General features: G+C 44.4%; 16 protein-coding genes and 1 pseudogene. 13 read left to right on the plus strand and 4 right to left on the minus strand.

The window, feature by feature from the left end; all coding sequences use genetic code 11:
- Positions 1–126: 126 nt before the first annotated feature.
- A complete protein-coding gene (locus AACV78_RS27635) occupies positions 127–2,049 on the minus strand; it encodes an ABC-F family ATP-binding cassette domain-containing protein (protein WP_194009614.1) in 1,923 nt (640 codons plus the stop codon).
- A gap of 145 nt (positions 2,050–2,194) precedes the next feature.
- Positions 2,195–2,344 (minus strand): hypothetical protein, encoded by a 150-nt coding sequence (locus AACV78_RS27640; RefSeq protein ID WP_194009615.1) that lies wholly within the window; start codon positions 2,342–2,344, stop codon positions 2,195–2,197.
- Positions 2,345–2,348: 4 nt separating this feature from the next.
- Here AACV78_RS27640 and AACV78_RS27645 point away from each other — a divergent pair, with 4 nt between their 5' ends.
- From AACV78_RS27645 to AACV78_RS27655, 3 genes are all read left to right on the plus strand, one after another.
- A complete protein-coding gene (locus AACV78_RS27645; RefSeq protein WP_228042499.1) occupies positions 2,349–3,056 on the plus strand; it encodes a hypothetical protein in 708 nt (235 codons plus the stop codon).
- A gap of 93 nt (positions 3,057–3,149) precedes the next feature.
- Positions 3,150–3,434 carry a hypothetical protein gene (locus AACV78_RS27650; protein WP_194009616.1) on the plus strand — a complete coding sequence of 95 codons (285 nt, stop codon included), beginning with the start codon at positions 3,150–3,152 and terminating at the stop codon, positions 3,432–3,434.
- 103 nt (positions 3,435–3,537) lie between these two features.
- Positions 3,538–3,783, plus strand: a complete 246-nt coding sequence (locus AACV78_RS27655; protein WP_228042500.1) for a type II toxin-antitoxin system RelE family toxin — start codon at positions 3,538–3,540, stop codon at positions 3,781–3,783.
- A 70-nt stretch (positions 3,784–3,853) separates the two neighbouring features.
- Here the strand turns inward: AACV78_RS27655 and AACV78_RS27660 are convergent, their stop codons facing one another.
- Positions 3,854–4,051, minus strand: a complete 198-nt coding sequence (locus AACV78_RS27660) for a hypothetical protein (protein WP_339383811.1) — start codon at positions 4,049–4,051, stop codon at positions 3,854–3,856.
- Between the two features lie 27 nt (positions 4,052–4,078).
- On the opposite strand from AACV78_RS27660, the gene AACV78_RS27665 reads away from it, so the two are divergent.
- The 10 genes and pseudogenes from AACV78_RS27665 to AACV78_RS27710 all read left to right on the plus strand — a co-directional run bounded on the left by AACV78_RS27665 (position 4,079) and on the right by AACV78_RS27710 (position 9,826).
- Entirely contained in the window at positions 4,079–4,705 is a 627-nt protein-coding gene (locus tag AACV78_RS27665) for a TMEM175 family protein (protein WP_228042501.1), read from the plus strand.
- Positions 4,706–4,783: 78 nt separating this feature from the next.
- Positions 4,784–4,951 (plus strand): annotated as a pseudogene (locus AACV78_RS27670) (nucleotidyltransferase family protein); the annotation flags it as partial.
- A 153-nt stretch (positions 4,952–5,104) separates the two neighbouring features.
- Complete coding sequence (locus tag AACV78_RS27675) at positions 5,105–5,665, plus strand: Uma2 family endonuclease (protein ID WP_339383813.1); 561 nt, start codon at positions 5,105–5,107, stop codon at positions 5,663–5,665.
- Positions 5,666–5,850: 185 nt separating this feature from the next.
- On the plus strand, positions 5,851–6,186 hold the full coding sequence (locus tag AACV78_RS27680; protein WP_194009618.1) for an NADH-quinone oxidoreductase subunit K: 336 nt from the start codon (positions 5,851–5,853) through the stop codon (positions 6,184–6,186).
- 9 nt (positions 6,187–6,195) lie between these two features.
- On the plus strand, positions 6,196–7,623 hold the full coding sequence (locus tag AACV78_RS27685) for a cation:proton antiporter (RefSeq protein ID WP_194009619.1): 1,428 nt from the start codon (positions 6,196–6,198) through the stop codon (positions 7,621–7,623).
- Positions 7,620–8,006: a Na+/H+ antiporter subunit E gene (locus AACV78_RS27690; RefSeq protein WP_194009620.1), complete on the plus strand. Its 387-nt coding sequence runs from the start codon at positions 7,620–7,622 to the stop codon at positions 8,004–8,006. The genes AACV78_RS27685 and AACV78_RS27690 overlap by 4 nt, the downstream gene beginning before the upstream one ends.
- A complete protein-coding gene (locus tag AACV78_RS27695; RefSeq protein ID WP_194009621.1) occupies positions 8,003–8,254 on the plus strand; it encodes a hypothetical protein in 252 nt (83 codons plus the stop codon). Before AACV78_RS27690 ends, AACV78_RS27695 begins: the two co-directional genes overlap by 4 nt.
- Positions 8,251–8,556, plus strand: coding sequence for a monovalent cation/H(+) antiporter subunit G (locus tag AACV78_RS27700; protein ID WP_228042502.1), 306 nt, complete (start codon positions 8,251–8,253; stop codon positions 8,554–8,556). The genes AACV78_RS27695 and AACV78_RS27700 overlap by 4 nt, the downstream gene beginning before the upstream one ends.
- Positions 8,553–9,167: a DUF4040 domain-containing protein gene (locus AACV78_RS27705; protein ID WP_194009622.1), complete on the plus strand. Its 615-nt coding sequence runs from the start codon at positions 8,553–8,555 to the stop codon at positions 9,165–9,167. Before AACV78_RS27700 ends, AACV78_RS27705 begins: the two co-directional genes overlap by 4 nt.
- Positions 9,164–9,826, plus strand: a complete 663-nt coding sequence (locus tag AACV78_RS27710; protein WP_194009623.1) for a Na(+)/H(+) antiporter subunit B — start codon at positions 9,164–9,166, stop codon at positions 9,824–9,826. Before AACV78_RS27705 ends, AACV78_RS27710 begins: the two co-directional genes overlap by 4 nt.
- A 358-nt stretch (positions 9,827–10,184) precedes the next feature.
- Here the strand turns inward: AACV78_RS27710 and AACV78_RS27715 are convergent, their stop codons facing one another.
- A complete protein-coding gene (locus AACV78_RS27715) occupies positions 10,185–10,958 on the minus strand; it encodes a TerC family protein (RefSeq protein ID WP_194009624.1) in 774 nt (257 codons plus the stop codon).
- Positions 10,959–11,204: the final 246 nt, after the last annotated feature.

Genomic DNA, 11,204 nt, shown 5'->3' on the forward strand with positions numbered 1-11,204 from the left:
TCTCAAATTTTGACTGCGGACAAAACGTTTTTAGGGGAGCGTGCGGGAGTGCTACCAGAATCTTGACAAGCACAAACAGACGAAGGATTGCGATCGGTTTTGTATCTATAGTAGCACTGCCCAAAATTAACCCACCAGTTCCGCCAATTCCAACCAGCGCTCCGTCGCCCGATCGATCTCTTGAGTCAATTTCGCCAAACGATCGGATAATTTCTTCACCTCAGCAAACCCGCTCGGAGCATTGTTAGACAAAATCTTCTCAATCTCTGCTTTCTCAGCTTCCAACTGCGGAATTTTAGTCTCTAACTGCTCGTATTCCCGCTTATCATTAAAGGAAACTTTGGTGGATTTTGAAGTGACAGCTTTGGGTTTTGAGTTGTTAGATGCTGCGGTGCGTGCAAGTTTTTCTTTTTCTTTTTGTTCTTGCACTTCCTTGGCTTCTTCAGCTTTCTTATAGTCCAAATACACCGAGTAATTGCCGGGATACAAGCGCAAATTGCCTCCTGGTTCCAAGGCGAAAACCATGTCAATTGTGCGATCGAGAAAATAGCGATCGTGCGACACCACAATCACGCAGCCGTTAAAATCTTCGAGATAATCCTCCAAAACCGCCAGAGTCTGCACGTCCAAGTCGTTTGTCGGTTCGTCCAAAATCAGCACGTTGGGCGCGCTCATCAGCACCTTCAACAGAAATAATCGGCGCTTTTCCCCGCCGGAAAGTTTGTTAATCGGTGCATACTGTTGGTTCGGCGGAAACAGAAACTTTTCCAACATTTGAGAAGCGGTAATGATTTCCCCATCGGCCGTTTCTACCAACTCCGCCACACTTTTCAAGTATTCAATAACTCGCTGGTCTTCATTCGGTGTCAAATCCTCTGAATGTTGGTCAAAATAACCGATATGAATCGTTGTCCCAATTTCGACAGTACCAGAATCCGGCTGAATGCGTCCGGTGATGATATCCATCAGCGTCGATTTTCCCGCACCGTTGCAGCCAATAATTCCAATCCGGTCTTCGGGAGTGAAATTGTAGGTAAAATCTTTAATTAAAGTGCGATCGCCGTAAGCTTTACTGATATTCAGTAACTCAATCACCTTCTTACCAATCCGGCGGCCCGCTGTCGCAATCTCGACTTTGCCGTTGGCTGTTTTGAATTCCTCTGCTCGCATATCTTTAATGCGATCTATCCGGGCTTTTTGCTTGGTACTGCGCGCCTTCGGCCCTTTTTTGAGCCATTCTAACTCGCGCCGCAATACTCCCGAAAATTTGCGCTGAGTGCTGGCTGCGGATTCTTCAGCTAGGGCTTTTTTCTCCAAGTAATAAGCGTAATTTCCAGCATAATTGTAAAGGTCGCCGCGATCGATCTCCAGGATGCGATTGGTAACGCGATCGAGAAAATAGCGATCGTGCGTAATCAGCAGCAGTGCACCGCGATAGCCGTTCAAATAGTTCTGCAACCACTCCACAGACAGCGCATCCAAGTGGTTTGTCGGTTCATCCATCAGCAACACATCCGGTTCGGAAAGTAAAGCCGTTGCTAAGGCAATTCGCTTGCGGTAGCCGCCGGACAAATCGGCAATTTTCGCATGAAAATCCTCAATTCCCAACTTAGTCAAAATCAGTTTCGCCTTGGTTTCCAAATCCCACGCATCCACCTGATCGATGCGTTCGGACACCGCAGACAAACGCGCCATCAACTTGTCTGTATCGCCTTTGCCGTGGGACAATTGATCGGAAATTTCCTCGTATTCGCGCACTAAAGCCATTTGTTCGCCGCTGTCGGCAAATACTTGCTCTAAAACCGTATGATTTTCCTCTAAATCGGGCTGTTGCGGGAGATAGACAATTGTAGACCCTGGATTGACCCAGCGATCGCCAGAGTCGATCGACTCCATACCGGCAATCATTTTCAGCAGCGTGGATTTCCCGGAACCGTTGGTGCCGATGAGTCCGACTTTATCGCCTTCATCGAGGCTGAAGCTGGCATCTGTCAAGAGTTCCTTGATGCCGAAGTCTTTTTTGATCGATCGCAGAGTAAAAATAGTCATGAGTATATAAGATCGTTTACCTAACTTAGTTTAGCGCTGATGGGGATTTAAGCTTACTTGTGGTAATATCGACTTCAACTTGAAGCAAGGGTTGAGCTAGAACAAATATTTCAGGCTTTTCAAGCAAAACTCTCTCAATAAACTATCAGGGAATAATAGGGCGCTGTACCGGATCGTAATTCCGCTGGGCCCATTGCAGTCGCTCAACGCGATCGCACGCACACCCATTTTTCCAATTCTCATCCCATCTTCGCCGCGCCTGTCTTTCGATCGATCGGAGAGTAAAAATAGTCATGGTTATGGATTTAGATGAAAGAAAGTTTGCCGTCAGGCAGTTTTACGAGCAGTTTTGGAAAGCGAACCCTGAAGTGACTTTATACGAGACAGTAGTTTGTAATAAATGCCCTGACGTTTGCCCGATTTATCAAAAAATTGCCAGTCTTAAATTGTTGGCAAAGTTTGTTAGTTCAGGTTTTGATTGTGTAGAAATCCAAAGAGCGCAGCAGAATATTCCTCAAGCTGTTTCTGATGCTTTCGAGCGTCACTTCTGGTATTCCCAGTGGACGCTTAGTGAATTATGTCTGGTAAAGATTCCGATCGCTGGACAAGACACATTTTTTTTGTTCGTTGCAGGCTTGTGTGATGATGGTTGGGAAAACAATACTAGCTTTATCGAAATTTTTTCCGAGGGAGGTGAGTTTATCGGCGCAACAGATTTGTTCTCCGGTCGAGCAGTGAAATGGAGAGAAACACAATTCACCAATCAGGACTATCAATACATTACAGGTGAGCCTCCGCCTCCTTGGCCTAGAGATATTTCTAACGATATATCATACGACGAACCTTTATCGCCCGAAGCAATGCTCGCAGAGAATTTGTCCTGCCTGTCATTAGAGATAGTTTACTATTATGAACCTTTCTGGTCAGAAGAAATGCTCTGGCAATCTGCTGTAAAAATTGAGTATGAAGGGGCAGTTATTCGTTATGTTGTTGGTGAAATAAATTAATATAAGACTGAGTTTATATTGTAATACATAAAAAATTAATTGCTTGAAATAGCGATCGCCACTAGGATCGATAAAAAAATCCTCTGCGGTAAAATGAGGAAAAAAAACACGGATAATTCCCAGATGAACGATCGCTCCTCAGCAGATTTGATATCTGTGACAGAGTTACACCGCCAGCTTAATGACTTACTCCAGCAACTATCACCAGAACGATTACAAGTGCTTGCTGATTTTGCGGCTTACTTAGCAAATACTGAAAGCGAAGCTGCGACTCAAGAACTTTTGGCAATTTCTGGATTGCTAGAGCGAGTTAAGCAAAATCAAGCAACTCCTAAAACTGATTGCACAAACTGGAGAAGTCTTCGATCTGATGTATGAAGTTCTTCTGCATTCTGATGCTCAAAAGGTTTATGTCAATGCTGACAAAGCGCTAGCGAAGAAAATTGCCCGATGTTTAGAACAGATAGAATAAACTCCCCGATTGCACCCTAATATTAAAGCCCTCAAAGGAGATTTTGCAGGGTACTATCGCTACGGAATTGGGCACTACAGAGTGATTTACTCGATCGAGGATGAAGTCGTGCAGGTATTTGTTGTGGCGCGATCGCCCATCGCAGTGAGGTATATGAACCATGAGGGCGAGTTAGTCAGCCCAGCAGCAAGAGTGATTAATTTAATCACTAAAAAGGCGATCGATCGCAGTTTCAACTGGATTCGCCGCCTTTGAAATTCTCTCTACTGCTCAAACTATTTATGTCAAATAACCGCGATCGCACTTCCTTAATCGATCGCTCTTTTTATTTCCACAACTGCTTCTCCCGTTCTACTCGTTGCTCGATCGGGTATTTATAAGAAGTCGTGCCGATCGACTGCTTAAACCACAGATGAGCGAAAAGTCCGTTAAGATTATCTGTTTTTAGCCGAGATGAGGCAAGCAAAATGGTGGGCTTTGTTGGTAAGTGCAAACGATCGCCGATCGAGGTATCACACATCACTGCAACCGACCTTATGCTAAATTATTGTTGGAATTACAAGCGATCGCCAGCGCCAGCAGAAAAGGAGGATATACAAAAATGGGTAAAGGCAGGTTAGAAGCGTTCAGCGACGGTGTAATCGCCATCCTCATCACCATTATGGTGCTCGAATTGAAAGTGCCCCATCAAGCTGATTTAGCTGCGCTGCGTCCGCTAGTTCCAGTATTTCTGAGCTATGTACTCAGTTTTATTTATTTGGGTATCTACTGGAACAACCACCATCACTTGTTACAGGCGACTCGGCACGTCAATGGTAATGTTTTGTGGGCTAATCTGCATCTGCTGTTCTGGTTGTCACTGATTCCCTTTGTCACTGCCTGGACAGGCGAAAACCAGTTCGCGGCCTGGCCAGTTGCGCTTTATGGCACTGTGCTGTTGTTGGCTGCGATCGCTTACTTCATTCTTACCCGTATCCTTATTTCTTACCACGGTAAAGATTCCACTCTGGCAATCGCACTTGGGCGAGACTTTAAGGGTAAGGTATCAGTAGTGATTTATGCTGCAGCAATCCTGCTTTCCTTTGTGAACTCGTGGTTTGCTTTCATGCTGTATGTTTTAGTTGCAATAATGTGGCTGATCCCCGATCGGCGTATTGAGAAGATTCTGACTTCGTGAAGAATATTAGGGGGAGTTTAACGCTCATTCTTAGTCTTACCAATTACTAATTACTAATTACCAAATGACGACTTCCATGCAGAAAGCGACATCGATATCCTAGTTGCTTTTGCCCCAACAGCCAACTGGAGTCTACTCGATCGCGCCCAAATGCAGGAAGAACTCGAAGCACTGCTAAGCAGACAAGTTGATTTAATCAGTAAACAGGCGATCGAGCGCAGTTCCAACTGGATTCGCCGCCTTTGAAATTCTCTCTACCGCTCAAACTATCTATGTCAAATAGTCGCGAGCGTCAGCGCCCGAACAACTGGCTATACCATTAAATCCATTGTCAGCAGTTTCAGAAACCCAAATCGCTACAATTAAACTATTGATTTTCTCTCCCACATCATAATTGCGATTCCGTCTGGATTTAGCCCCCAAGATTACCTTTCCCTCGAACGCGATAATATCATCCGATATGAATATCGGCACGGTTTAGTCTACGCAATGACCCGAAGTAGCGATAATCATAGCCGTCTCAGTATTAATTTTTTAACCGCAATTAATCTTCACCTGCGTGATGGCGACTGTCAGTTTTTTTCCGGTGATGTCAAGGTGAATTATGCCGATGCGTTTTTCTACTATCCAGATGCCTTTGTCACCTGCGATCCGCGCGATCGCAACGATCGTTATGTGAAGCGCTATCCTAAATTAATTGCCGAAGTGCTATCCCCTTGCACTACAAACTTCGATTGTAGCGATAAGTTTGCAGATTATCAACAGCTTAAATCCTTGGAAGAATATGTTTTAATCTCCCAGGATGAGATGCGGGTAGAGTGTCGCCGTCAGGTGCAAGATGAGAACGGGGAACCTTGGGAAACGGTAGTTTATGGTGCGGGAGATAGAGCGATATTTCAGAGTATACAGCTTGATGTGGCGATCCAGGAGCTATATCGCGGTGTGAGTTTGGGGCGGTAGTCGATCGCGATACACAAATAACACCCGCTGTTTGGCGACAACATAAAAAATTGCGCTCGCCCTTTCGCTGCATCACCAGCGCGATCGCCCTGATTGTAATCGCTACTCCAATTTAACACGCTTTTCCCATTAGTAGACCTAAATAATGTATGATGATCGCCAAACCTTAAGCCACAAAAACTTCTGTGTTAGAAGCCTTCGTATTTGCCACCATACTGTGCGGATTTTTTGGTATCATCCTCAAAAAGAACCTGGTAATGAAGATCGTCTCTATGGACGTGATGAGCACTGGTGTAATTGCTTATTATGTGGTTATTGCATCCCTCAATGGCTTGTATACCCCAATTATGGGAGAAGTCAAAAATAGAGCTTACGCCGATCCAGTCCCCCAGGGGATCATCTTAACGGCGATCGTCATCGGCTTTTCAATTCAAGCCCTGATGCTGGTGGGTGTGATGAAGTTAGCACGAGACAATCCCACGTTGGAAACCAGCGAGATTGAAAAAAATAACACGCCCTAAAACCCATCAATGAATATCCTGACGATCGCTTGGCTGACACTACCATTTTTTATTGGGTTCGTGATTGCTCTCATCCCAAAGCTTGACAAATATCTCGCCTTGGGTATCACCTTTGTCTCGGCTGGCTACGCGCTGCTGCTATTTCTCGAACAGTCACCCGTTAAACTACAGTTACTAGATAATTTCGGTGTCGAATTAGTCGCAGATAATTTAAGCGCCTACTTTATCTTAACAAATGCGATCGTAACTGCTGCGGTAATTTTCTACTGTTGGGACAGCGATAAAACAGCTTTCTTTTACTCTATGATGATTATTCTGCATGGGAGTATAAATTCTCCGTTTGTCTGTGCAGATTTTGTCAGTTTATATGTCGCCTTAGAAGTCAGCGGGATTGCTGCTTTTCTGTTAATTGCCTATCCTCGCACCGATCGCTCTTTATGGGTAGGCTTGCGCTATCTATTTATCAGCAACACCGCCATGCTATTTTATCTGGTGGGCGCGGTGCTAGTATATCAAACCCATAATTCCTTTCTGTTTGAGGGTTTAAAAGGTGCGCCGCCCGAAGCTTTAGCCCTGATATTTCTAGGATTGTTGATTAAAGGGGGAATTTTTGTATCGGGATTGTGGCTGCCGCTAACTCACTCAGAATCAGAAACCCCAGTCTCAGCATTACTATCAGGAATTGTCATCAAAGCCAGTATTTTACCTCTCTTGCGCTGTGCTTTAATTTCCGACGAGCTTGGTAATATTGTCAGGATTTTTGGCGTAGGAACAGCCTTGATGGGGGTACTTTATGCCATCTTTGAAAAAGATACAAAACGGATGTTAGCCTTCAGCACAATTTCCCAGTTAGGCTTTATTCTCGCAGCACCGGCAGTAGGGGGATTTTATGCGCTGGCTCACGGTTTAGTGAAATCAAATTTATTTTTAATTGCAGGCTCATTACCAAGTCGAAACTTCAAAGAACTGCAATCTAAGCCGATAGATCGAAATCTTTGGATTGCCCTAATTATCGCTAGTCTCTCGATTTCTGGCTTTCCTTTGTTGGCAGGATTTGGGTCTAAAGTGTTGACATTAAAAAGTGTAGCACCTTGGCAGGCGATCGCCATGAATATCGCCGCACTTGGCACAGCCATAGCCTTCGCTAAATTCATCTTTCTGCCCCGTGGAGAAAAACAAGAAATCAAAATCGGTTTGTGGCTAGCGATCGCACTTTTAACAAGCGGGCTAATTATCGCAAATGTGGTGTACTTAGAAGCTTATACGGTTGAGAGCATCATCAAAGCCATTGGCACGATCGCGATTGGGTGGCTGATTTATGTTTTAGTTATTAAACGGTTGGCGATCGATCTGCCCCGTGTAGCTGAGCAGTTCGAGCATCTGATCGGTGTAATGACTCTAAGTTTGATCGTACTCTTTTGGATGGCATTAGCATGATTGGAACTTTGATATTACGATTGACAATTTGGTTTTTGCTAACTTCCGATCTGAGCCTAGCAAATATCATCATTGGTGTGCTGATTGCCTTTCTCCTCCCCCGTGGCTATACATCCCCGGAAAGGTTTAAGGATTGGCTAAAAATGATTAAAAAAATTCTGATTGCGATTCCAGTAGCATACATTGAAGCCTTTGAAATTATTGTCAATCCCCACAACGGAGAAGACATAATTCTGGAACGGGTAAAACTCAAAAGGTCGCCGATCATGATATTTTTGGATGTATTTGTGATTACCTTTACACCCAAAACAATTGTTGTGAGACACAACCACGCAGGTTCCTACGAAGTCCACAGAGTGCTGCCGTCAAGGGAAAATTCATGAATTTGGTACTAATTGCGATGATTATAGCTATGCTCATCCCCATGTACGAAGCATTGAAGGATGATGATATTTGGCAAAAAATGTTGGCCTTGGCCAGTATTTCTACAAAGGCAGGAATTATGACTTTGTTCATATCTGTCTTGCGCGATGATTGGATGATTGGCGCTGTGGGGGCGATTATCCTCACCGTAGGAAATGCGGGATTAATGCTGTTGGCACATATCATAAAACGACTTGACAACCTATGATTATTGATGTTTTGAGTTATTTCTTGATGGTTGTAGGAGTATTCTTCTGGTTTTGGGGAACTTCTCACCTACTCGGGAAGCGATCGGTATTATTTAAGTTACACAGTCTTTCAGTTTCCGATACCTTGGGATCGATGGCGATCCTCGTGGCGCTGCTGCTACAAATACCCAGTGAATGGCCCCTGCTAATTTTGGCGATTATTTCCTTAGCAATTTGGAATACAATGCTGGGGTATGTTTTTGCACACTGTTCCAGTGACGAGGCCGAAAATCAGACAGAATTTCCACCAGAGACACTATGAATGATGATAGCTATATTTATATCTTGACTGCACTGTTGCCCTTGGCTGCTTGTATGGTAGTAGTTCAGGTGAATCCCTACCACGCCCTAGTCATTCGGGGCATATTAGGTGCGATCGCAGCGTTGATCTATTCAGTGTTTGGGGCTGCGGATGTGGCTTTGACAGAAGCATTGATGGGTACGATGCTGGCAATAACGCTTTATGCGGTGGCGGTGCGATCGTCCTTGGTGATGCGTTTGGGCGTGTTGGAAGAGGAGAAAGTTGAGTCTCAGGGCGATGTTTTGAAAGTAGTAATGAGGGTAAAAAGTCCCGGCGATTTTAACTCCTTGATGCAGGAGTTTCGCCGAATTTTTGGCAAGTATTATCTCCGCATTGAGGTAGTACCTTTTACAAGTGTGGAGGCTTTACACCGCGCCCTGATGGAGAAAGAAATTCATGCAACTTGTGTGCCTGTGGTAGATAGCGATAGCGCAGGTGTGGCAGAAACCAAACATTATAAAACGGTGACGAGAATCCAACGGCTGTATGACATCATGCAGCCGGAAATTTCATCAATAAACACGAGTCTCGATTATAAACTTGCTTCAGGTTCAGGGGAGGATTTTCAATGAAATGGGTTTACATCACGGCGGGGATATTGTTTTACATCAAAATGCTGTTTGTTGCGAATCCAACGTCAGGTGTATCGGGATTGGCAATAGTAGAATTGATTGTCAAGGATAGCGGGATTCCGAATGCAGTCTCGGCGATTATTTTCAGAAATCGGCTGTATGACACGATTTTTGAAGTGGTGGTATTTACGATCGCCATTATGGGAGCTAAATTTCTGTTGGCTACAGAAAACCCGTCCTGCACAATTTATCAGTTTACCGATCAACCATCTATTATTTTATCTCGTTTAGGAGCGACTATTTCGGCTTTGGTGAGTATTGAATTGTCACTGCGGGGGCATTTGACTCCGGGGGGCGGTTTTGCAGCGGGTGTAGCGGGCGGAACTGCGATCGGCTTGGTAGCAATTACTTCATCATCCGAGTGGATGCAGCGGATTTATGAAAAATGGCAAGCGGCGAGATGGGAGAAGATTTCGGTGCTAGTTTTTATTCTTTTGTCTGCGATAACTTTATGTGGGATAGAGTTGCCGCATGGAGAGTTTGGATCATTAATTAGTGGTGGGTTGCTTCCTTTGTTGAATATTTTGGTAGCGCTGAAAGTTGCCTTGGGTTCGTGGGCGGTGGTGTTAGTTTTTATTCATTATCGCGGCTTGTTGTGATGGATTGTAGCATTCATAATTGCTTGGCAGGAGCGATTAAAATGCTGGTTACTTGAGAAATAGAAATCTCTATTAAACTTCTCCTCAAAAGCCTGTAAAGAGCAGGGAGGATGCCTGCTTCACAACAATTATTGGAGTTGTCTGTTGTCAAATGTGTAAAACCATTCTCATCAAAGGGCGATCGACTAAGATCCTGACAAGTGGATTAGCCCAAATAAAGTTTACTTGGGGAGCATCTGTGTTTTGTATTTGAGCGTGTTCCGCTCGCGAACTGTACAATATGCGATCGGGGAGAGCACCTTAAAAAAATGCTTTTTGCAAAACACAGATGCTCCCCTTACATCCCGTTGAAAATCTGTTAAATTTCTGACTTCTGTGCTTCTTGCGATTCCGGTAATACAACTTCTGAATCATTTGGATTGAGAGCAATTTCCGAGGATTCTGCAATCTCCAACGCCTCGGGAGTGCGTTTAGAAAATCCCCAAATAAACATCAAGGCGATAGAGGAAATTAGCAGCCACTGCGGAGGTACTAAACTGTCGTCAATTACTCTCACCAACAATCGCATTCCCACCAAGCCAACTGTAATGTAGCCCGCATCTTCTAGGTGTACGAACTCATCGAGCCAGCGGATGAACAATTCCGCCATAAATCGCAGGGTGATAATTCCAATTGTGGCTCCAGTAACTACCAGCCAGATTTCGTCAGAAATTGCGATCGCAGTAGTAACGCTATCCAAAGAAAATGCTAAATCTGTCATAGCAATTACTGGAATTGCTTGCACCAGAGACCCAAATCTAGGGCCTTGATCTTCTCCCTCGGCATCAGGATTTGAGGAGAAGTGCTGGAAAACTAGCCACAGCAGGTACAGCGCCCCCAGCAGTTCAAATTGCCAGAACTTGATCACCCAAGTCGCTGTTAGAATTAGTGCTACTCGCAGTACAAAAGCAATTATTAAACCGTAATTGAGAGCCTGTTGCTGTTGTTTTGGATCTTCCAAACCTTTAGAAATAGATGCCAAGGCGATCGCGTTGTCAGCGGAAAGTACAGCCTCCAAAGCCACCAAAACTAACAATAAGAAAAAGGTATCAACTCCCAAATTGGGGGAACCTTCAAGAAATTGATCTATCATTAACTATTTTCTGCACCTAAGATTTGCAAGCTAAGAGCGCAGCACAAATCACCGGCTCTATTTAAAATTAGTGTCAACTTCACTTATTTTAACCTATGACGGTAAATTTGTCGCGGGCGATCGCGCTCAAGCAAGTTCGGCAACGGATTCTCTAAGGGATTTAACGGATTTAACCTATCGATGTTGAGCCTAAAAGTCGAGCATGAAGATTTTTCCGACTCCCATCTCCCCATCTCCCCCTCTCCC

Source organism: Tychonema sp. LEGE 07196, assembly GCF_963890365.1.
In the GTDB taxonomy this organism is placed as follows: Bacteria; Cyanobacteriota; Cyanobacteriia; order Cyanobacteriales; family Microcoleaceae; genus Microcoleus.